Here is a 19,089-nt window from a genome sequence, read left to right as displayed (position 1 = left end):
CATGCCATTCACCCGCGAGACCGCGATGAGGAGCGTGTTAACGGGCGGTGACGGGCTGGTCGCGATCGTCTTCCTCGTGCACGTTGAAGCGATAGCCGACGTTGCGCACCGTGCCGATGAGGCTGTCGAGGTCGCCGAGCTTCGCGCGGAGACGTCGCACGTGCACGTCGACGGTGCGAGTGCCGCCGAAGTAGTCGTATCCCCACACCTCACTGAGCAGCTGCTCGCGCGTGAACACCCGGGAGGGATGCGCCGCGAGGAAGCGCAGCAGCTCGAACTCCTTGTAGGTGAGGTCGAGCGTGCGACCGTGCACCTTCGCCGAATAGCTCGCTTCGTCGATGACGACGCCCGACGTCTGGATGCGCTCACTCGGCAGGGCGGACTGCGCGCGCCCGATCGCGAGCCGGATGCGTGCGTCGACCTCGGCGGGACCGGCGTGCTCGAGCACGACGTCGTCGATGCCCCAATCGGGAGTGACCGCCGTGAGGCCGCCCTCGGTGACGATGAGCAGGAGCGGCACCGAGAGCCCCGTCGTGCGCAGGATCTGCGAGAGCGCCTTCGCGCCGGCGAGGTTCGTGCGGGCGTCGAGGAAGACGAGATCGGATTCCGGCGCTCTGACGAGCTGCTCAGGCGAAGCGGGGATGACCCGCGTTCGGTGAGTCAGGAGTGACAGAGCCGGAAGAACATCATCGTTGGCTGCCGGCGACAAGATCAGCAGCTGCGCCACGCACTCACCCTCCAGTAGTAAGGTGCGTCAATACTACGGGACGCCGGGCCCCCCGACGTGCGAGCCGAACGAGGAGACCATGCAAACGCATTCCGAGTCACGTGGATGGCCGGGCGTCTTCCTCGTATGGGCGATCGCCCTCGCCGGTGCGCTCGTCGTCGTCGCGCTCGCCTACGGCGGCACTGGCTCCTGGTTCGGCGACGCCTCGTGGCTCGCCGTGTACGGGGCGCTCGGAGTGGTGCTCGCGGCATCCGTGCTCGCGGCGCTCGTCACGCAATTGGCGTCGAGGCGGCCCGCGGGCTTCGTCGTCCGCGCGAGCGCGAGCGTCGGCGGTGCGGTTGTCGTGGTCGCGCTCGCGGCGGCCGCGGTGGCCCCCGTGGCAGCCGCGGTGAACGGGTAGACTTTCCGCATGGAGTCGTTGCTCGCCCTCGAATTGCTGTTCATCGGCCTGCTCGGCCTTGCGACCGTCGCGATCGCCTACATCAGCGGGGTCGTCGTCTACAAGTTGTTCCGGGGGCAGCGCTAACTCGTGATCGAGTTGCCCGTCGACCTTCCGGCCGAGCTCGTTCCGCTCTCCTGGCTCATCGGAGTCTGGGAGGGATCTGGCGTGATCGACTACAAGGTCGGCGACGGGTCGGTCACCCATGAGTTCGGCCAGCGCGTGAGCTTCAGCCACGACGGCCTCCCGCACCTGAACTACACGTCGTACACGTGGCTCTTCCCCGAGACCGCAGGCGGCGAGCCGGCTCCCCTCGCGACCGAGACCGGTTACTGGCGCATCGCCCGCGACCTCGGCGAGGGCGACGTCGGCCCTGGGCTGCTCCCTGCGGTCGGCAGGCCCCCCTATCCCGACGCCGACTCCGTGGAGACCCTGCGCAACACCGACGGGGGATTCGACCTCGAGGTGTCGATCGTGCACCCCGGCGGCGTCAGCGAGCTCTACCTCGGCCAGGTGAAGGGGCCGCGAATCGACCTCGCGACCGACGCCGTCATGCGCACAGCGGGCGCGAAGGACTACGCGGCGGCCACCCGGCTTTACGGCCTCGTCGAGGCGCACCTGCTGTGGGCGTGGGACATCGCAGCGCTCGGTCAAGACCTCCGCACCCACGCCTCTGCCCGACTCGCGAAAGTGGACTGATGACCTCCTCCCCGTTCCTCGCCGTACCCGGCGCCGTCGTCGCGGAGGGCGTCGACGCCGGCATCGTCGGCCACTACGGCGGCCCGATCGTCGAGCAGCGCAAGCTCGAACGCGGCGAGGCGATCGTCGACCTCTCCAACCGCGGCGTCGTCAGCGTCACCGGCCCCGACCGCCGCTCGTGGCTGCACTCGATGGCGAGCCAGGCGCTCGACCGCCTGCAGCCGGGCGAGAGCGCCGAGGCGCTCTTCCTGGGCGCATCGGGTCGCATCGAGCATGCGGTGCACGTCATCGACGACGGCGAGACCATGTGGCTCATCGTCGAGGGCGCAGAGGCCGAGCCGCTCGCGGCCTGGCTCGACCGCATGCGATTCATGCTCCGAGTCGAGGTCGCCGACCGCAGTTCCGAGTTCGCGGTGCTCGGGGCCATGTCGGTCGAGGCACTGGATGCCGCGACCCCGGCGTTCACGCCGGCCGGCATCGCCCTCGACTGGGTCGACCCATGGACGGCGCTCACCCCGGGCGGCTACCAGTACGCGCACGAGGCGGGCCACCCGGCATCCGCGTGGCGCTGGATCGAACGCATCGTGCCGCGCGAGGCGCTCGCCGACGCCGCGGCCGCCGTGGAGGCGGGCCGGGTCGCCCCCGCCGGTTCGCTCGCCGCCGAGGCCCTGCGCATCGCCGCGTGGCGGCCGCGCCTCGCGACCGAGGTCGACGAGAAGTCGATCCCGCACGAGCTCGACTGGCTGCGCAGTGCGGTCGACCTCGGCAAGGGCTGCTATCGCGGTCAGGAGACGGTGGCGAAGGTGCTGAACCTCGGCAAGCCGCCGCGCCGGCTCGTGCTGCTGCACCTCGACGGCAGCGACACGGTGCTGCCCGTCGCGGGCGACGCCGTGGTCGGCGAGAAGGTGCGGCCCGAGCCCGAGCCGGGAGCCGAACCCGAGCGCCGCCCCGTCGGCCACATCACCTCGAGCGCGATGCACCACGAGCTCGGGCCGATCGCCCTCGCCGTCGTGAAGCGGCAGGTGCCGCCGGGCCTGACCCTCATCGTCGAGAGCCACGGCATCGACGTCGCGGCGGCGCAGGTCGAGATCGTCCCCGCCGACGCCGGCGCGGCGGTCGACGTGCCGAGACTTCCTCGGCTCGGCGTTCGCAAGTGACCACGGCCGCCGAGGGGCTCGCAGCGCGGTTCGCGGCGGGCTCGCGGCGGCTCGGGGACTCCTTCCCCGCGATCCTGCAGATCACGGTCACCGCGGTCGCGTCCTACGCGTTCGCTCGGTTCGTGCTCGGGCACGAGCAGCCGCTGATCGCGGCGATCGTCGCCATCACCGCGCTCGGCTTCGTGCGCGATGCCCGGCCCGTGCGTGTGCTCGAGACGGTGATCGGGATGACGCTCGGCATCGCGCTCGCCGAGGCGCTGCTGCTCGGCTTCGGCGCCGGCATCGTGCAGTACGCGATCGCCCTCGCGCTGACGCTCGCCGTCGCGCGCCTGCTCTCGGGCAACGCGGCCTTCGTGATCGCCGCGGCCGTGCAGTGCTCGCTCGTCATGCTCGTTCCGGCGCCCGACGGCGGTCCGTTCGTTCGCACACTCGACGCCGTCATCGGCGGTGCGTTCGCCTTGCTCGCGACCGCGGTGATCCCGCGCGATCCGCGCCGCACCGCGATGCGCGACGGACGCCGGCTCCTCGACGAGCACGTGGCGGTGCTCGGCGAGCTCGCGGCGTCGCTGCGTGCCGGTGATCCCGATGCCGCAGGCCACGCGTTGTCGAGGGCGCGAGCCACCCAGCCGCTCGTCGAGGCCTGGGCGGCATCCGTCGACTCCGGACTCGCGATCGCGCGCGTCTCCCCGCTCGTGCGCCGTTCCCGTTTCGACCTCGAACGGCTGCGCGTCATGCTCGCGGGGCTCGACCTCGCGACGCGCAATCTCCGGCTCGTGGCGCGGCGCGTCGAGTGGACGCTGCGCGACGGCACCCCGCGGCCCGAGATCGCCGAACTCCTGGGCCGCATCTCGGTCGCGCTCGGCGTGCTCGCCGACTCCCTCCGCGACGTGGCCGCGCAGCCGATCGCACGCGAGGCGTTCGCCGAGATCACGCGCCATCTCGACCCCGAGCGCATCCTGCCCGACGCCCCGGTCGGCGACCGCAACGCCGTGCACGCGATTCGCCCCTACCTCGTCGACGTGCTCACGGCGACCGGGCTGAGCGTCGGCGAGGCGAGGGCGCTGCTGCCCGGCTGATGCGCTGCCACGTGCAGCGGGCACCCGGCTGTAGCCGGCCGGCCCGCGTCATCCGTCGCCTTGAAATGGGCCACCGGATGTCGCCGGGTTAGGCTGTTCGGCATGCCTCACACCCTCGTGCTGCTGCGTCACGGCAACAGCGTATGGAACCAGAAGAACCTGTTCACCGGTTGGGTCGACGTACGACTCAGCGAGCTCGGCGAGACCGAGGCGAACCGCGCTGGCGAGCTCCTCGTCGAGCACGGCGTGCTGCCCGATGTGCAGCACACCTCGGTGCTCACGCGAGCGATCCAGACGGCGAACATCGCGCTCGACGTCGCCGACCGCGCGTGGATCGACGTGCGCCGTTCGTGGCGCCTCAACGAGCGCCACTACGGTGCGCTGCAGGGCCTCGACAAGGCCGAGACGCTCGAGAAGTACGGGCCCGAGCAGTTCCAGCTCTGGCGTCGCTCGTTCGACGTGCCCCCGCCCGAGCTTGCCGACGGCGCCGAGTGGTCGCAGTTCGGCGACCCGCGCTACGCGAACCTCGCCGACGGCGAGCTGCCGCGCACCGAGTGCCTGAAAGACGTCATCGACCGCATGCTGCCCTATTGGCGCAGCGACATCATCCCCGACCTCGAAGCCGGAAAGGTCGTGCTCGTCGCCGCCCACGGCAATTCGCTGCGAGCGCTCGTGAAGCACCTCGACGGCATCAGCGACGCCGACATCGCCGAGCTCAACATCCCCACGGGCATCCCGCTCGTCTACACCCTCGGCGACGACTTCATGCCGCTCGAGCCGGGGAAGTACCTCGACCCTGAGGCCGCCGCGGCAGGCGCAGCGGCCGTCGCCGCGCAGGGCAGGAAGTAGCGGCGCCACCACGGCAACGCGAAGGGCGGGGGATGCGACATCCCCCGCCCTTCGTCATGCCCTGGTTCGGTCAGAGCGCCGACTTCTCGGGATCCCAGTCGCCGGTCGCGAGGTACTGCACCTTCTTGGCGATCGACACGGCGTGGTCGGCGAAGCGCTCGTGGTAACGGCTCGCGAGGGTGGCATCGACGGTGTCGACCGCCTCGCCCTTCCAGGTCTCGCCGAGCACCTTGTCGAAGACCTTGAGGTGCAGGGCGTCGACCTTGTCGTCTTCGTTGCGGATCTCCTCGGCGAGGGGCACGTCTTCGCTGCGCAGCAGCTCGACGAGCTTGCGTGCGATCTCCACATCGAGCCGGCCCATCTCGGCGAAGGTGGGGCGAAGCGACTTCGGCACCACCTTGTCGGGGAACCGGTAACGGGCGAGCTGGGCGATGTGCGTGGACATGTCGCCCATGCGCTCGAGCGAGGCGCTGATGCGCAGCGCGCTCACGACGATGCGAAGGTCACGCGCGACCGGCTGCTGCCTCGCGAGGATCGTGATGGCGAGCTCGTCGATGGCGACGGTGTTCTGGTCGATTCGGTCGTCGTCGGCGATCACCTCCTCGGCGAGGCTCACGTCGGACTCATTGAATGCCCTCGTCGCCTTCTCGATCGATTCGGCGACGAGATCGGCGATCTCGACGAGTCGGTCCTGCACCTCGCGCAGTTCCTGCTGGAACACCTCACGCATGTACGAAATCCTTGTCTGCTCGAGCCCGCGCACGGCGAGCATGGGGTCGTTCCGGCCCCGGGATATCCTCCCGGCTCCAAGTGAACAACAGGTTCTGGGACCCTGAACACTCACTAACGTACCGCCGCACGGCCGGACAACGGACGATCGAGGGCATCCGGCTCGTTAGGGTTATGGCATGGACTCCACGTGGGTGGTGCTCACCGCACTCGCCTTCGGCATCTTCCTCGGTGCCGCATTCATGATCGTGCTGCACATGGCCGAACGCCGTGGTTCCAGTGCCGCGCGTGTCGCCGCGCCGACCATTCCCGACGGAGTCGACCACGTGCTCGAGGTCCTGGAGTCGGCCGGCGTCGTGCTCGACCCCTCGAACAACGTGCTGAAGGCCTCGCCCGGCGCCCTCGCCATGGGCCTCGTGCGCCAGCAGGCGCTCGTGCACCCCGAACTGCTCGCCTTCGTGGTCTCGGTGCGCCGTGGCGGCGAGCCGGTCGACACCGAGCTGAGCCTCCCTCGCGGGCCGTTCGGTGATTCGCTCCTCCGGCTGCGCGTCCGCGTGGCCCGGCTCGGCACCCGATTCGTGCTGCTGCTCGCCGAAGACCGCACCGAGGCGCATCGGCTCGACGAGGTGCGCCGAGACTTCGTCGCGAACATCAGCCACGAGCTGAAGACGCCGATCTCGTCGGTGAGCCTGCTCGCCGAGGCCCTCGACCAGGCGGCCGACGAGCCAGAGCAGGTTCGTCGGTTCGCAGGCCGGCTCTCGGTCGAGGCCACGCGCCTCGCCCACATCACCAATGAGGTCATCGAGCTGTCGCGGCTGCAGGCGCGCGATGCCGTGCGGCCCGACGTGCTCGTCGATGTCGACGACGCCGTGGCGACCGCCGTCGACCAGAACCGGGTCATCGCGACGGCGAAGCGCGTGGACATCGCGGTGCGCGCGTCGACCGGCGCCCAGGTCTACGGCGACCGCGCCCTCATGGTGGTGGCCGTGCACAATCTCATCTCCAACGCGATCGCCTATTCGAACGAGGGCGGTCGTGTCGGGGTGGGGGCGAAGGTGAACGGCGACCTCGTGGAGATCGCCGTCACCGATCAGGGCATCGGCATCGCCGAAGACGAGCTCGATCGGGTGTTCGAACGGTTCTACCGGGTCGACCAGGCACGTGCGCGCAACACGGGCGGCTCGGGGCTCGGACTCAGCATCGTGAAGCACACCGTGCAGAACCACGGCGGCGACGTGCGCGTGTGGTCGCAGCCGGGCCGCGGATCCACCTTCATGATCCGGCTTCCGGTGGCCGAGGCCGCCATCGAGGCCGACAGCGCGGATGACACTGACATCGCCGCAACGGACGTCGCACCAGCAACGACGGCGACGCTCGCCGTGAAGAACCGAGGAGACCGCACGTGACCCGCATCCTGCTCGTCGAAGACGAGATCGCGCTGAGCGATCCGCTGAGCTTCCTGCTCGGACGCGAGGGATACGAGGTGGAGGTCGCCGGTGACGGCCCGGCCGCCATCACCGCCTTCGACCAGCACGGGGCCGACCTCGTGCTCCTCGACCTCATGCTGCCGGGCCTGCCCGGCACCGAGGTGTGCCGTGAGCTCCGCACGAGGTCGACGGTGCCGATCATCATGCTCACGGCCAAGGATTCCGAGATCGACATCGTCGTGGGGCTCGAGCTCGGAGCCGATGACTACGTGACGAAGCCGTACTCGACGAGGGAGCTGCTCGCTCGCATCCGTGCCGTGCTGCGTCGCCGTATCGAGGTCGAGGACTTCGACGACGCCGTCATCGAGGGCGGCCGGGTGCGCATGGACGTCGACCGGCACACCGTCGAGGTCGACGGCGTCGCGGTGCCGATGCCGCTCAAGGAATTCGAGCTGCTCGAGCTGCTCATGCGCAATCCGGGCCGGGTCCTCACGCGAGGCCAGCTGATCGACCGGGTATGGGGCTCGGACTACTTCGGCGACACCAAGACGCTCGACGTGCACATCAAGCGCATCCGCTCGAAGATCGAGGTCGCACCGTCGGAGCCTGTGCAGCTCGTGACCGTGCGCGGCCTCGGCTATCGCTTCGAAGCCTGAGGGCGCGGGCGCCACTCCGGCGGAGCATGGAAACGGGTTGCGCGCCCGTTCTACGGTGCGAAGGAGGAGTACTCGGGCAGGCTGCTGTCGAGCACCGGAACGAGCTTCTCGGCGCCCTCGGCGTCGCCGTACTGGAAGTACACGGGCAGGAATGTACCGGGCTCCGTGTCGATGCCCTCGAGGAGGAGCGGCTCTTCGTCGTCGCTGCCGAGCACGAGCGACTCGCCCGCTTCGACCTCGACCTCGAGCGTCTCGGAGTCGCCGTCGCCGAACTGCAGACCGAGCGAGACGTCCTCTTCGCCGGTGTTGACGACCGTCATGATGAGGTTGCCGTCGACGCCGTCGTCGCTCACGATGAGCACGTTGCGCAGGTCGAGGTCGCCGATGTTGGCAGCGATGCCGTCGCTCGGGGTGTAGGCCTCGGTGGTGGCCTGGTAGGTGAGCATCGAGCAGCCGCTGCTGCCCAGTGCGAGACCGAGAGCGAGAGCAGCGGATGCCGCAAGACGCGCCTTCACAGAACCTCCAAGTGCGAGCGTGCGCATGGGCCCTGATAGCCCGTGCGCGAAGGGATCGAGACCGAGTGTAGCCTACGGTCCGACCCCGTCCCGGAGGGGTGGCGAACCTTAGCATGATCCCGATGTGATATCCTGAAAGTTGCCGAAAGGACTTTTATTCATGCTTTTTGAGGTTGGCGAAACCGTCGTTTATCCCCACCACGGAGCCGCAACGATCACCGAGGTGAAGAAACGGATCATCAAGGGTGAAGAGAAGCTCTACCTCAAGCTGAACGTCACGCAAGGCGACCTCGTCATCGAGGTTCCGGCTGAGAACGTCGACCTTGTCGGCGTTCGTGACGTCATCGGTAAAGAGGGCCTCGACAAGGTCTTCGAGGTACTGCGCGCTCCCTTCACCGAAGAGCCCACGAACTGGTCTCGCCGCTACAAGGCGAACCTCGAGAAGCTCGCCTCCGGCGATGTGATCAAGGTGTCCGAGGTCGTCCGCGACCTGTGGCGTCGCGATCAGGATCGCGGTCTCTCCGCTGGTGAGAAGCGCATGCTCGCGAAGGCACGTCAGATCCTCATCTCCGAGCTCGCGCTCGCCGAGAAGACCGACGAAGAGCAGGCGTCGACCGTGCTCGACGAGGTGCTCGCCTCCTAGGCGCAGCACTTCGGGGCCGTTGCCGGCAGTGTTCGGCGCGGCCGATGAACCGGTCGGCGATACGCTCGAGTCGTGAGCTCCGTGACCACCGCCGTCATCGTCGTCGCCGCCGGCAGCGGCACCCGCCTCGGGCATTCCGAGCCCAAGGCGTTCGTGCCGCTCGGCGGTGACACGATCCTCGGCGTCGCCCTCGATGCCGTGCTCGGCATGCGCGAGCCTCCGCACGTCGTGCTCGTCGTGCCTGCTGAACGGGTCGACGAGGCGCGCGAGCGCTACGCGGCCGTCGCGGCGGCGGCATCCGCCCCCTTCGACGTCGTGCCCGGTGGGGAAACCCGCCAGGGGTCTGTCGCCCGCGGACTCGCCGTACTGCCCCGCCTCATCGACACGGTGCTCGTGCACGACGCCGCGCGTCCGCTGACTCCGCCGGCCGTCTTCGAGGAGGTCGCCGCCGCCGTCCGCGCTCGGGGCCGCGGCGTCGTCCCCGCGCTCGCCGTGGTCGACACCGTCAAGCGCGTCGACGCCTCAGGGCGTGTGCTCGAGACGGTCGACCGCTCAGAGCTCGCCGCGATGCAGACTCCGCAGGGCTTCCCGCGGGGCGCGCTCGACTGGGCGTACTCGCACGCCGATGAGGAGTACACCGACGACGCGGCGCTCGTGGCATCCACGGGGCTGGCGGTCGACGTCGTGCACGGCGACACGCGCGCGTTCAAGATCACGCTCCCCGCCGACCTCCACCGCGCCGAGCAGCTCGTGGCCGAGCGTGAAGGAAAGACCGCCGTCGCCGGGTCGGCCTCCGCGGGCTCCGCGGCCGCACGTGCGCCGCGCATCGGCACCGGAGTCGATGTGCACGCCTTCGATGACGACCCCGAAACCCCGCTCTGGCTCGCCGGCCTGCACTGGCCGGGGGAGCGCGGGCTCGCAGGGCACTCCGACGGCGACGCCGCCTGCCATGCGATCTGCGATGCGCTCCTCGCAGCGGCCGGCCTCGGCGACGTCGGCGGCATCTTCGGCACGAGCGACCCGGCATTCGACGGCGCTCACGGCGAGGTGTTCCTCCGCGAGTCGCTCAATCGGGTGCGGGCGGCCGGCTTCGTCGTCGGCAACGTCACAGTGCAGCTCATCGGCAACCGCCCCAAGCTCGCGCCGCGCCGGGCGGAGGCCGAGGCGCTGCTCTCGGGCATCCTCGGCGCTCCCGTGAGCGTCGCGGCGACGACGAGCGACGCTCTCGGCTTCACCGGTCGCGGTGAGGGCGTCTCTGCGATCGCGACGGCACTGCTCCTGCCCGCGTGACGAACGCGGGGCCGGCGCCTGCCGTTCCACCCGCCGGGCGATGCGCTCGCGTCACACGTCGGACGCCCGGATCGTCGCCGGTAGGCTTGGCGAGTGACCGTGCGACTCTACGACTCCAAGGCCCAGGCCCTGCGTGACTTCGTGCCCCTCCGTGAGGGGTATGTCGGCATGTACGTCTGCGGACCCACGGTGCAGTCGAGCCCGCACATCGGCCATCTGCGCAGCGCGCTCGTCTACGACATCCTGCGGCGCTGGCTGGCGTATCGCGGCTACGACGTCGCCTTCGTGCGCAATGTCACCGACATCGACGACAAGATCCTCCAGGCGGCGAGCGAGGAGCGCGCCGAGGAGTGGTGGGCGCTCGCCTACCGCGTCGAGCTCGAGTTCACGGCCGCCTACGCCTCGCTCGGCATCATGGCGCCCACCTACGAGCCGCGCGCCACGGCGAGTGTGCAGCAGATGCAGGAGCTCATCGCCCGGCTCATCGAACGTGGGCATGCGTATCCGGCACCGGATGACTCCGGCGACGTCTACTTCGACACCGCGAGCTGGCCCGTCTACGGCGAGCTCACCCGCCAGTCGCGCGACCACATGGAGGCCGCCGCCGACGCCGACCCCCGCGGCAAGCGCGATGCCCGGGACTTCGCCCTCTGGAAGGGAACGAAGCCCGACGAGCCGGCGTCCGCGAGCTGGAGCGCGCCGTGGGGAGCGGGGCGTCCCGGCTGGCACATCGAATGCTCGGCGATGGTCACGCGCTATCTCGGACCCGAATTCGACATCCACGGCGGCGGACTCGATCTGCGCTTCCCGCACCATGAGAACGAGCTCGCGCAATCGACGGCCGCGGGCGATCCGTTCGCGCGCTACTGGGTGCACAACGGGCTCGTGAACGTCGGCGGGCAGAAGATGTCGAAGTCGCTCGGCAACTCCGTCTACGCGTCCGAGTTGCTCGAGCTCGCCTCGCCCCTCGCCGTCCGCTACCTGCTCGGCGCCGCGCACTACCGTTCCACCCTCGACTACACGCCCGGCTCGCTCACCGAGGCCCAGGCCACCGTCGATCGACTCAGCGCGTTCCTCACCCGCGTCGAGCGACGTCTCGCCGGCACGCGGTTCGCGGGCGTCGGCAGTCCCGTCATCCCCGAGGCGTTCGGCGAGGCCATGGACGACGACCTCGGCGTTCCGCAAGCGCTCGCCGTGCTGCATGACACCGTACGCAGCGGAAACCAGGCGCTCGACGACGAAGAGCTCCACGACGCGGCGGTCGCCCACGGGCACGTGGTCGCGATGGTCGAGGTGCTCGGCATCGACCCGCGCGACCAGCAGTGGACGCTCGAGGCGGGGCCCGCGGCATCCGCCCTCGACTCGCTCGTCACTCGCCTCATCGAGGATCGCCAGGCCGCGCGAGAGTCGAAGGACTACGACGCGGCAGACCGGATCCGGGCGGAGCTCACAGCCGCCGGGATCACCATCGAAGACAGTCAGACCGGAACGCATTGGAGCCTCGGATCATGAAGGGCAATACCGGAAAGCCGCGCGCCGGAGCAGTGCGCAAGAAGGGCAAGGGCCAGAAGGTCGGCACCGGAGGCCACGGGCGCAAGTCGCTCGAGGGCAAGGGGCCGACGCCGAAGGCGGAGGAGCGCAGCTACCACGTCGCAGGCAAGCGCAAGGCGGCGCAGGAGCGACTCGCAGCCACGGCCGGCGGCCGAGGGGCGAAGCCCGCCCAGCGCGCCGGGCAACCGCGTGGGGCATCCGGCGCCGCCCGGCGCTCGAAGGCGGGCGACGAGTCCGAGATCGTGACCGGCCGCAACTCCGTGGTCGAGGCGCTGCGCGCGAACATTCCCGCCTCGACGCTCTATCTCGCCTCTCGCGTCGAGATGGACGACCGCGTGAAGGAGGCGCTGAAGATCGCGACCCATCGCGGCATCCCGATCCTCGAGGTCATGCGCCCCGAGCTCGATCGGCTCGCCGGCGAGGGCGGTGTGCATCAGGGCCTCGCGCTCAAGGTGCCGCCCTACGAATACGCGCATCCCATCGAGCTGCTCGACGAGGTGCTCGCTCGCGACGCGACCCCGCTCCTCATCGCCCTCGACGGCATCACCGACCCGCGCAACCTCGGTGCGATCATCCGTTCGACCGCCGCGTTCGGCGGACACGGCGTCATCGTGCCGCAACGCCGCTCGGTCGGCGTCACCGCCGCTGCATGGAAGACGTCGGCCGGCGCCGCGGCGCGCACGCCCGTGGCGATGGCGCCGAACCTGACGCAGACGCTCAAGGCGCTGAAGGATCGGGGCGTGTTCGTGCTGGGCCTCGACGGCGGCGGGGATGTCTCGCTGCCCGGCCTCTCATGGGCCGACCGGCCGATCGTGGTCGTCGTCGGCAGCGAGGGCAAGGGACTGTCGCGGCTCGTCACCGAGACGTGCGACGCGATCGTCTCGATTCCGATCGAGGCGGCGACCGAGTCGCTGAACGCCGGCATCGCGGCCTCCGTCACCCTCTACGAGATCTCGAAGCTCCGCGCGGAGCAGTGAGCGACCTGGCGCCTCAGACCTTGAGGCGCCAGTCGTCTTCGTCGTCGGGGTCGATCGCACTGATGGCGGCCGTGTCGGTGGGGATGGTCTCGATCGGCAGCGTGAACGCGCCGGTCGGCGGGTCGATGACGGTCGCCTCGTCGCGTCGATGGCGCAGGATCGTGTTGACGTAGGAGGTGACGGCCTCGGCGAGCGGCACGTCGCTGCCGGACTGCTGCGCGAGGTACCAGCGGTGCTCGAGCAGCTGGTGGAACACCTCGGCCGGCTCGAGCTTGCCGCGCAGGTCGGTCGGGATCGCGCGCACGACGGGCTCGAAGACACGCATGAGCCACTCGTGGGCGACCATCTCCTCGTCGAGGTCGGACTTGCCGTAGGCGGCCCGATACGAGTCGAGGTCGTTCAGCAGGCGCCGGGCCTGGTTCTCTCCGGCGTCGAGGCCCGTCAGTCGCAGCAGGCGGCGCTGGTGGTGGCCCGCGTCGACGACTTTCGGCTGGATGCGCACCGTGGTGCCCGTGCCGTCGGTCTTGATCGCGAGCTCCTCGATGTCGAAGCCGAGGTCGTTCAGGCGGTTCACTCGCTCGTTGATGCGCCACCGCTCCGCGCCGGGGAAGGATTCGGGCCCGGTGAGCTCTTTCCAGAGGCTTCGGTAGGCGTCGACGATGCCGTTGGAGATGTTGACCGGATCGAGCTCGTCGGCGACGCGGCCGCCGGCCTCGAGATCGAGGAGCTCGCCGGCGATGTTGACCCGGGCGATCTCGAGGTCGTTCTCGCGCTGCCCGTTCGAGAGGCCGCCGGAGTAGAGCTTGCCGGTCTCGGCGTCGACGAGGTAGGCGGCGAATGCGCCGGCATCGCGGCGGAACAGGGTGTTCGAGAGCGACACGTCGCCCCAGAAGAACCCGACGATGTGCAGCCGCACGAGCAGCACCGCGAGCGCGTCGACGAGCCGGGTGGCGGTGTCGGGGCGGAGCGTCTGCGAGAAGAGGGCTCGATAGGGGAGCGAGAATCGGAGATGCCGGGTGACGAGCACCGGCTTCAGCGCATCGCCTTCGGAATCGGTGCGATTGGTGATGACCGCGGCCGGTTCGACGCACGGGATCTCGAGGCGCTGCAAGGTGCGCAGCATCTCGTACTCGCCCTTGGCCATGTCGTCGGTGGTCTCCTTGATGGCCACGATGTGGCCGCTCAAGTGGGCGAAGCGGACGAGGTGTCGCGAGATGCCCTTCGGCAGCGCCGCGATGTTCTCGTTGGGCCACGCCTCGAGGGGGAGATCCCACGGCAGGTCGAGGAGTGCAGGGTCGGCCATGGCCGAGGTGATCGAAAGTGAGCCGCTCATCGTGGTTCAGCGTAGTCGCGGTTGCACATGGGCGCTGAACGATCACCCGCGCAAACGGCGATGCCGGCCGGGCCCGAGGGCCCGACCGGCATCACTTCGCTGCAGCTGGGAGTCAGGCGACGACCGGCTTCTTGCTGAGGCGGAGGCCCGTCTCGGCGTCGAAGATGTGCACGTGGCCCGGCGTGGCCGTGAGGTACACGCGCTCGCCGGCGTTCGGGTGCACACGGCCGTCGACGCGCGCGACGATGTCGGTGCGCTTGCCTTCGACCGTCGAGTGGCCGTAGAGGTAGCCGTCGGCGCCGAGCTCCTCGACGAGGTCGACGTCGACCGCGAGGCCCTCGCCCTCGTGCGGCGACACGACGATGTCTTCGGGACGAACGCCGATCGTGGCGACCTTGCTGCTCGTGTCGGCGAGCGCGTCACGCTCGACCGGCACGTTGGCGGTGCCGAACATGATTCCACCCTCGACGAGGTCGGCGTGGAACAGGTTCATCGCGGGCGAGCCGATGAAGCCGGCGACGAACACGTTCTTCGGCTGCTCGTAGAGATCGCGGGGCGTGCCGACCTGCTGGAGCAGGCCGTCTTTCAGCACGGCGATGCGGTCACCCATGGTGAGGGCCTCGGTCTGGTCGTGCGTGACGTAGACGGTCGTGACGCCGAGACGACGCTGGAGCGAGGCGATCTGCGTACGGGTCTGGACACGGAGCTTCGCGTCGAGGTTCGACAGCGGCTCGTCCATGAGGAACACCTGCGGCTGGCGAACGATCGCGCGGCCCATGGCGACGCGCTGACGCTGACCGCCCGAGAGTGCCTTCGGCTTGCGAGCGAGGTAGGGCTCGAGGTCGAGGAGCTTCGCCGCCTCGAGCACGCGAGCTGCGCGCTCCTCCTTGCCGACGCCCGCGATCTTGAGCGCGAAGCCCATGTTCTCGGCGACGGTCATGTGGGGGTAGAGCGCGTAGTTCTGGAAGACCATCGCGATGTCGCGATCCTTCGGGGGCACGTCGGTGACGTTGCGGTCGCCGATGAGGATGTTGCCTTCGTTGACCTCTTCGAGGCCCGCGAGCATGCGGAGCGAGGTCGACTTGCCGCAGCCGGAAGGGCCGACGAGCACGAGGAACTCGCCGTCTGCGACCTCGAGGTCGAGCTTGTCGACGGCCGGGCGATTCCCGCCGGGGTACAGGCGGGTGGCCTTGTCGAACGTGACTGACGCCATGGTTCTGTTCTCCTTCACCGGCAGGTACGTGCCGGACGATCCGTAGTGATGGACTGCGTCGACGTCGACGCCCACTCAGTATCGCACGCGAACGCGGCGTCGTCGTACGGGGTGTGGGGAACCGTCGTGCGGGACGCGGTGACGGGATGCAGCGGGGACACGGCTCGCGTGCGGCATCCGTTTGGGGGATTCCCAGACACCGGACCTACTATCGTGGGTGCGTTCGCTCGCACAGGAGCGCGCCACACAGCGACCGGAGTGACCATCGATGACCAGCGGCGGAATGCAGCCACGCCCCACCCGTAACGACCGCAGGGAAGCGGCTCGGGAGAAGGCCAAGGTCCTCCGCGAAGGACAGAAGAAGCGGGAACGCCGCAACAAGGCGCTCATCCAGGGCGGCGTCATCCTGGCGGTCATCGCGATCGGTGCGCTGATCTTCGGCTTGATCATCGATGGTCAGCGGCCCGCCGGCCCCGGCCCGCGGAACATGGCGAGCGACGGCATCGTGCTCGTCGGCGGGGAGTCCGGCATCGCGGCCGTCGAGACGCCGGCACTGGAGCCCAAGGCCACGCCCACGCCCACGGTCCCCGACGACAGCGGCACGGTCGCGAACATCGTCATGTACATCGACTACCTCTGCCCGTTCTGCGGGCAGTTCGAGAAGACGAACTCCGAATCGATCCGCACCATGATCGAGTCGGGCGCCGCGACCCTCGAGGTGCACCCCATCGCCATCCTCACCAACAAGTCGGCGGGCACGCGATACTCGGCGCGAGCAGCGAATGCGTCGGCGTGCGTCGCGAACTCGTCCCCCGAGTCGTTCTTCGACTTCAACGCACTGCTCTTCGAGAACCAGCCCGACGAGGGCTCCACGGGGTTCACGAACGACGAGATCAAGGCCCTCGCGCAAGAGGCGGGCGTGAGCTCGCGCTCGACGATCGACAAGTGCATCGACGACGAGCAGTTCAAGGCCTGGGTGGGGGATGCCACGAACCGCGCACTCACCTCGAAGGTGCCGAACTCCGACCTCGAGTCGATCACGGGCACTCCGACGGTGCTCGTGAACGGCAACCAGTACAAGGGCTCGCTGGAAGACCCTGCCGAGTTCCAGTTGTTCGTGCTCCAGGCGGCCGGCCAGAGCTTCGAGTCGAACCCGACGCCGACCCCGACCCCGACGCCTGCTTCCTAGCAGTCGCAGCGGCGACCACTCGACCACCACGAAGTCCCGGCATCGTGCCGGGTCTTCGTGCTGTCGATAGGATGTCGGGGAGGCAACGCCCTCGCCGCCTTGGCGCAATTGGTAGCGCACCGCTCTTGTAAAGCGGTGGTTGCGGGTTCGAGTCCCGCAGGCGGCTCCAGATGAGCACACACCACCACGCCGAGCGCGCACGACTGCCGCTCTGGCTTGCGGTCGTGTTCGCCCTCGCGTGCGGGGCGCTCACCGCGGTGCAGTCCCGCATCAACGGCCAACTCGCGGGAGCGATCGACGACGCGTTCACCGCAGCCGCCATCTCGTTCGGCAGCGGGCTCGTGATCCTCCTCGTGAGCCTCGCCCTCTGGCGACCCGGACGTGCCGGATTCCCGCGCGTCCGCGCAGCGCTCCGCGAGCGCCGCCTCGCCTGGTGGATGGTGCTCGGCGGCCTCTCCGGGGCGTGGTTCGTCACGACGCAGGGCCTCTCGGCCGGGGTGATCGGGGTCGCGCTCTTCACGGTCGCGATCGTCGCCGGCCAGACCATCGGCGGCATCGTCTTCGACCTCGTCGGGCTCGGGCCGGGCGGTCGCAGGCCGCTCACCGTCACCCGCGTCATCGGCGCCGTGCTCGCACTCGCCGCGATCGGCTGGGCGGTTTCGGCGCAACTCGCGCACGAGGTGCCGCTCTGGCTCATGCTGTTCCCGTTCCTCGCGGGCATCGCCGTGGGCTGGCAGCAGGCGGTGAACGGCCGCGTCAAGATCGAGGCCGGCAGCGCCCTCACGGCGACCGTGTTCAACTTCGCGGTCGGCACCGCCGCGCTCGTCGTCGTCGTGCTCGTGCGCGCGGCGATCGTCGGCTGGCCCGAGTCGCTGCCCGACGAACCGTGGCTTTACGCAGGCGGCGCCATCGGGTGCATCTTCATCGCCGGCCAGGCCACGCTCGTACGCATGGTGGGCGTGCTGCTGCTCGCGCTCTGCGGAGTCGCGGGCCAGCTCGCCGCGGCGCTCACGCTCGACCTCGTGCTGCCCACTGGCGGGCGTCCCGTCGATGTCGCGACCGTCGGCGGCACGGCGCTCGCCCTCGTCGCGGTGGTCGTGGCGAGCATCAGGTGGTCGCGGCGCAAGCACGCCGTGGCGGTGCAGGCCGGCGAGGCCGAAGCAGGAGTCAGTCGAGGGAGCTGAACCGGCCGGCCGCGATCGAGCCGTCGCGTTCGCCACGCGGGCGGGAGATGCGTCCGCCGACGTAGAGCCAGCCGAGCAACCGCTCATGTTCGCCGAGCCCGTGCATGCGAGCGACGACCGGATGCCGCGTGTACGGCCCGGTGCGCCACATCACGCCCCATCCGGCTTCGTCGAGTAGCAGGCTCAGCACGTGCCCGACGCCCGCTGCCGACGCCTCCTGCTCCCACTCGGGAACCTTCGGGTGCGTCGTGGTGACGGCGACGATCGCGAGGAGCAGCGGCGCCCGAAGCGGCTTCGCCGCCAGGCGTGACGCGTGCTCGCCCTCGAGGCCGGCCGCGGCAACGAGCGCCTCGCCGAGTCTGGCGCGCGCCGCTCCGCGGAGCGCGATCACCCGCCAGGGGCGAAGCGACGCATGGTCGGCGACCCGTGCCGCGGCGTCGAGCAGCGACACGATCGCGTCATCGTCGGGAGCGGCATCCGTCACCTTCGACGACGACCGTCTCGTGAGCGCAGCCTCGCGCGCGGAAGCCACGCTCAGGACTCGGCGGTGAAATCGAGAGCGATCGAGTTCATGCAGTAGCGGTCTCCGGTGGGCGTGCCGAAGCCGTCGGGGAACACGTGGCCGAGGTGGGAACCGCAGGCCGCACAGCGCACCTCGGTGCGCACCGTGCCGAGGGAGGTGTCTTCGAGGAGTTCGACCGCCTCGGGCCTCACCGACTCGTAGAAGCTCGGCCATCCGCATCCGGAGTCGAACTTCGTGCCGCTCTTGAACAGCTCGGCGCCGCACGCCGCGCACGAGTAGACGCCGGCGCGCTCCTCGTCGAGGAGCTCACCGGTCCACGGCCGTTCGGTGGCCGCTTCGCGGAGCACGGCGAACCGGTCGGCGTCGAGCTCGGCGCGCCATTCCTCGTCGCTCTTGTTCACGCGGTATTCCATGAGCACTCCTCTCGGCGTCGGCCACGGTGGCCCCACCATGCTCGCAGGTCTTGCTGCAAGGAACTGCAACGTCGACCGGCGGCCCACTGTTCCGCACTCACACGCCGTCGGCGCTCGGCGCACTCCATGCCCGGGGTGCCTAGGATGTGCTGCAGGCGGACCATCCGCTGCGACGGGAGGAACGGATGAGCGCCGAGCGCGTGCCCTCCCACCGCGACGATGCGGTGCTCGACGAGCGAGAGCTGCAGATCCTCGCATTCGAGGCGAGAGCATGGCAGCATCCCGGCGCGAAGGCGGACGCGATCCGGCAGGAGTTCGGACTCTCGGCCGCCCGCTACTATCGGATTCTCGGCGAGCTCATCGACTCGCCGGCAGCTCTCCGGCACGACCCGATGCTCATCAAACGACTCCAGCGGATGCGTGAGGCGCGCGTGGCGGCGCGCTCCCGGCGTTCGCTCTCGATCGGCCGACCGCTCGATTGAGCCGGCCCCGAACCGAC

21 protein-coding genes and 1 tRNA gene are annotated in these 19,089 nt (G+C 69.7%); 15 read left to right on the top strand and 7 right to left on the bottom strand.

Annotated features, from left to right (window positions below; translation table 11 throughout):
• Positions 1 to 37: 37 nt before the first annotated feature.
• Positions 38 to 727, bottom strand: a complete 690-nt coding sequence (locus tag QFZ29_RS12240) for a winged helix-turn-helix transcriptional regulator (protein ID WP_129521640.1) — start codon at positions 725 to 727, stop codon at positions 38 to 40.
• Positions 728 to 806: 79 nt separating this feature from the next.
• Between QFZ29_RS12240 and QFZ29_RS12235 the strand changes: the two genes are divergently transcribed.
• The 5 genes from QFZ29_RS12235 to QFZ29_RS12215 all read left to right on the top strand — a co-directional run bounded on the left by QFZ29_RS12235 (position 807) and on the right by QFZ29_RS12215 (position 4,947).
• Complete coding sequence (locus QFZ29_RS12235) at positions 807 to 1,127, top strand: hypothetical protein (protein ID WP_306894363.1); 321 nt, start codon at positions 807 to 809, stop codon at positions 1,125 to 1,127.
• A 129-nt stretch (positions 1,128 to 1,256) separates the two neighbouring features.
• The gene (locus QFZ29_RS12230) at positions 1,257 to 1,865 is read left to right on the top strand and encodes an FABP family protein (RefSeq protein ID WP_306894362.1); all 609 of its coding nucleotides are present in this window, start codon (positions 1,257 to 1,259) and stop codon (positions 1,863 to 1,865) included.
• Complete coding sequence (ygfZ, locus tag QFZ29_RS12225) at positions 1,865 to 3,022, top strand: CAF17-like 4Fe-4S cluster assembly/insertion protein YgfZ (protein WP_306894361.1); 1,158 nt, start codon at positions 1,865 to 1,867, stop codon at positions 3,020 to 3,022. Before QFZ29_RS12230 ends, ygfZ begins: the two co-directional genes overlap by 1 nt.
• The gene (locus QFZ29_RS12220) at positions 3,019 to 4,098 is read left to right on the top strand and encodes an FUSC family protein (RefSeq protein ID WP_306894360.1); all 1,080 of its coding nucleotides are present in this window, start codon (positions 3,019 to 3,021) and stop codon (positions 4,096 to 4,098) included. Before ygfZ ends, QFZ29_RS12220 begins: the two co-directional genes overlap by 4 nt.
• Positions 4,099 to 4,200: 102 nt before the next feature.
• Complete coding sequence (locus QFZ29_RS12215) at positions 4,201 to 4,947, top strand: phosphoglyceromutase (protein WP_306894359.1); 747 nt, start codon at positions 4,201 to 4,203, stop codon at positions 4,945 to 4,947.
• A 70-nt stretch (positions 4,948 to 5,017) separates the two neighbouring features.
• On the opposite strand, the gene phoU is transcribed toward QFZ29_RS12215, so the two are convergent.
• The gene (gene phoU, locus QFZ29_RS12210; RefSeq protein ID WP_214868043.1) at positions 5,018 to 5,677 is read right to left on the bottom strand and encodes a phosphate signaling complex protein PhoU; all 660 of its coding nucleotides are present in this window, start codon (positions 5,675 to 5,677) and stop codon (positions 5,018 to 5,020) included.
• 178 nt (positions 5,678 to 5,855) lie between these two features.
• Between phoU and QFZ29_RS12205 the strand changes: the two genes are divergently transcribed.
• Both QFZ29_RS12205 and QFZ29_RS12200 read left to right on the top strand, forming a co-directional pair.
• A complete protein-coding gene (locus tag QFZ29_RS12205; RefSeq protein WP_306894358.1) occupies positions 5,856 to 7,082 on the top strand; it encodes a sensor histidine kinase in 1,227 nt (408 codons plus the stop codon).
• Complete coding sequence (locus tag QFZ29_RS12200; RefSeq protein ID WP_306894357.1) at positions 7,079 to 7,759, top strand: response regulator transcription factor; 681 nt, start codon at positions 7,079 to 7,081, stop codon at positions 7,757 to 7,759. Before QFZ29_RS12205 ends, QFZ29_RS12200 begins: the two co-directional genes overlap by 4 nt.
• Before the next feature lie 50 nt (positions 7,760 to 7,809).
• Here the strand turns inward: QFZ29_RS12200 and QFZ29_RS12195 are convergent, their stop codons facing one another.
• Positions 7,810 to 8,274 (bottom strand): hypothetical protein, encoded by a 465-nt coding sequence (locus QFZ29_RS12195; protein WP_306894356.1) that lies wholly within the window; start codon positions 8,272 to 8,274, stop codon positions 7,810 to 7,812.
• Positions 8,275 to 8,434: 160 nt separating this feature from the next.
• Between QFZ29_RS12195 and QFZ29_RS12190 the strand changes: the two genes are divergently transcribed.
• From QFZ29_RS12190 to rlmB, 4 genes are all read left to right on the top strand, one after another.
• Positions 8,435 to 8,917, top strand: coding sequence for a CarD family transcriptional regulator (locus QFZ29_RS12190; protein ID WP_056734541.1), 483 nt, complete (start codon positions 8,435 to 8,437; stop codon positions 8,915 to 8,917).
• Positions 8,918 to 8,989: 72 nt separating this feature from the next.
• Positions 8,990 to 10,207, top strand: coding sequence for a 2-C-methyl-D-erythritol 4-phosphate cytidylyltransferase (ispD, locus tag QFZ29_RS12185; RefSeq protein WP_306894355.1), 1,218 nt, complete (start codon positions 8,990 to 8,992; stop codon positions 10,205 to 10,207).
• 93 nt (positions 10,208 to 10,300) lie between these two features.
• Positions 10,301 to 11,719 (top strand): cysteine--tRNA ligase, encoded by a 1,419-nt coding sequence (gene cysS, locus QFZ29_RS12180; protein WP_306894354.1) that lies wholly within the window; start codon positions 10,301 to 10,303, stop codon positions 11,717 to 11,719.
• Entirely contained in the window at positions 11,716 to 12,735 is a 1,020-nt protein-coding gene (gene rlmB / locus QFZ29_RS12175; RefSeq protein ID WP_306894353.1) for a 23S rRNA (guanosine(2251)-2'-O)-methyltransferase RlmB, read from the top strand. Before cysS ends, rlmB begins: the two co-directional genes overlap by 4 nt.
• Before the next feature lie 13 nt (positions 12,736 to 12,748).
• Here the strand turns inward: rlmB and QFZ29_RS12170 are convergent, their stop codons facing one another.
• Positions 12,749 to 14,068 carry a DUF4032 domain-containing protein gene (locus tag QFZ29_RS12170; protein WP_306894352.1) on the bottom strand — a complete coding sequence of 440 codons (1,320 nt, stop codon included), beginning with the start codon at positions 14,066 to 14,068 and terminating at the stop codon, positions 12,749 to 12,751.
• Between the two features lie 112 nt (positions 14,069 to 14,180).
• Positions 14,181 to 15,281 (bottom strand): ABC transporter ATP-binding protein, encoded by a 1,101-nt coding sequence (locus QFZ29_RS12165; RefSeq protein ID WP_306894351.1) that lies wholly within the window; start codon positions 15,279 to 15,281, stop codon positions 14,181 to 14,183.
• A gap of 283 nt (positions 15,282 to 15,564) precedes the next feature.
• Between QFZ29_RS12165 and QFZ29_RS12160 the strand changes: the two genes are divergently transcribed.
• From QFZ29_RS12160 to QFZ29_RS12150, 3 genes are all read left to right on the top strand, one after another.
• Positions 15,565 to 16,470 (top strand): DsbA family protein, encoded by a 906-nt coding sequence (locus QFZ29_RS12160; protein ID WP_306894350.1) that lies wholly within the window; start codon positions 15,565 to 15,567, stop codon positions 16,468 to 16,470.
• Positions 16,471 to 16,563: 93 nt separating this feature from the next.
• Positions 16,564 to 16,639, top strand: a tRNA-Thr gene (locus tag QFZ29_RS12155).
• Position 16,640: 1 nt separating this feature from the next.
• Complete coding sequence (locus tag QFZ29_RS12150) at positions 16,641 to 17,654, top strand: DMT family transporter (RefSeq protein WP_306894349.1); 1,014 nt, start codon at positions 16,641 to 16,643, stop codon at positions 17,652 to 17,654.
• On the opposite strand, the gene QFZ29_RS12145 is transcribed toward QFZ29_RS12150, so the two are convergent.
• Both QFZ29_RS12145 and msrB read right to left on the bottom strand, forming a co-directional pair.
• Entirely contained in the window at positions 17,638 to 18,186 is a 549-nt protein-coding gene (locus QFZ29_RS12145; RefSeq protein ID WP_306894348.1) for a nitroreductase family protein, read from the bottom strand. The genes QFZ29_RS12150 and QFZ29_RS12145 overlap by 17 nt on opposite strands.
• Positions 18,187 to 18,188: 2 nt before the next feature.
• A complete protein-coding gene (msrB, locus tag QFZ29_RS12140; RefSeq protein ID WP_306894347.1) occupies positions 18,189 to 18,590 on the bottom strand; it encodes a peptide-methionine (R)-S-oxide reductase MsrB in 402 nt (133 codons plus the stop codon).
• A 185-nt stretch (positions 18,591 to 18,775) separates the two neighbouring features.
• On the opposite strand from msrB, the gene QFZ29_RS12135 reads away from it, so the two are divergent.
• Positions 18,776 to 19,072 carry a DUF3263 domain-containing protein gene (locus QFZ29_RS12135; protein ID WP_306894346.1) on the top strand — a complete coding sequence of 99 codons (297 nt, stop codon included), beginning with the start codon at positions 18,776 to 18,778 and terminating at the stop codon, positions 19,070 to 19,072.
• The last annotated feature ends 17 nt before the right edge of the window (positions 19,073 to 19,089 follow it).

This window comes from Agromyces albus, assembly GCF_030815405.1.
Taxonomy (GTDB): domain Bacteria; phylum Actinomycetota; class Actinomycetes; order Actinomycetales; family Microbacteriaceae; genus Agromyces; species Agromyces albus_A.
This window is presented reverse-complemented; position numbering and strand designations above follow the sequence as displayed.

What these genes read in the sequence shown, in the direction of transcription:
- QFZ29_RS12235 (WP_306894363.1), top strand. Translation starts at nt 807, where the DNA reads ATGCAAACGCATTCCGAGTCACGTGGATGGCCGGGCGTCTTCCTCGTA.
- ygfZ (WP_306894361.1), top strand. Translation starts at nt 1,865, where the DNA reads ATGACCTCCTCCCCGTTCCTCGCCGTACCCGGCGCCGTCGTCGCGGAG.
- QFZ29_RS12215 (WP_306894359.1), top strand. Translation starts at nt 4,201, where the DNA reads ATGCCTCACACCCTCGTGCTGCTGCGTCACGGCAACAGCGTATGGAAC.
- phoU (WP_214868043.1), bottom strand. Translation starts at nt 5,677, where the DNA reads ATGCGTGAGGTGTTCCAGCAGGAACTGCGCGAGGTGCAGGACCGACTC.
- QFZ29_RS12205 (WP_306894358.1), top strand. Translation starts at nt 5,856, where the DNA reads ATGGACTCCACGTGGGTGGTGCTCACCGCACTCGCCTTCGGCATCTTC.
- QFZ29_RS12190 (WP_056734541.1), top strand. Translation starts at nt 8,435, where the DNA reads ATGCTTTTTGAGGTTGGCGAAACCGTCGTTTATCCCCACCACGGAGCC.
- rlmB (WP_306894353.1), top strand. Translation starts at nt 11,716, where the DNA reads ATGAAGGGCAATACCGGAAAGCCGCGCGCCGGAGCAGTGCGCAAGAAG.
- QFZ29_RS12170 (WP_306894352.1), bottom strand. Translation starts at nt 14,068, where the DNA reads ATGAGCGGCTCACTTTCGATCACCTCGGCCATGGCCGACCCTGCACTC.
- QFZ29_RS12165 (WP_306894351.1), bottom strand. Translation starts at nt 15,281, where the DNA reads ATGGCGTCAGTCACGTTCGACAAGGCCACCCGCCTGTACCCCGGCGGG.
- QFZ29_RS12160 (WP_306894350.1), top strand. Translation starts at nt 15,565, where the DNA reads ATGCAGCCACGCCCCACCCGTAACGACCGCAGGGAAGCGGCTCGGGAG.
- QFZ29_RS12150 (WP_306894349.1), top strand. Translation starts at nt 16,641, where the DNA reads ATGAGCACACACCACCACGCCGAGCGCGCACGACTGCCGCTCTGGCTT.
- msrB (WP_306894347.1), bottom strand. Translation starts at nt 18,590, where the DNA reads ATGGAATACCGCGTGAACAAGAGCGACGAGGAATGGCGCGCCGAGCTC.
- QFZ29_RS12135 (WP_306894346.1), top strand. Translation starts at nt 18,776, where the DNA reads ATGAGCGCCGAGCGCGTGCCCTCCCACCGCGACGATGCGGTGCTCGAC.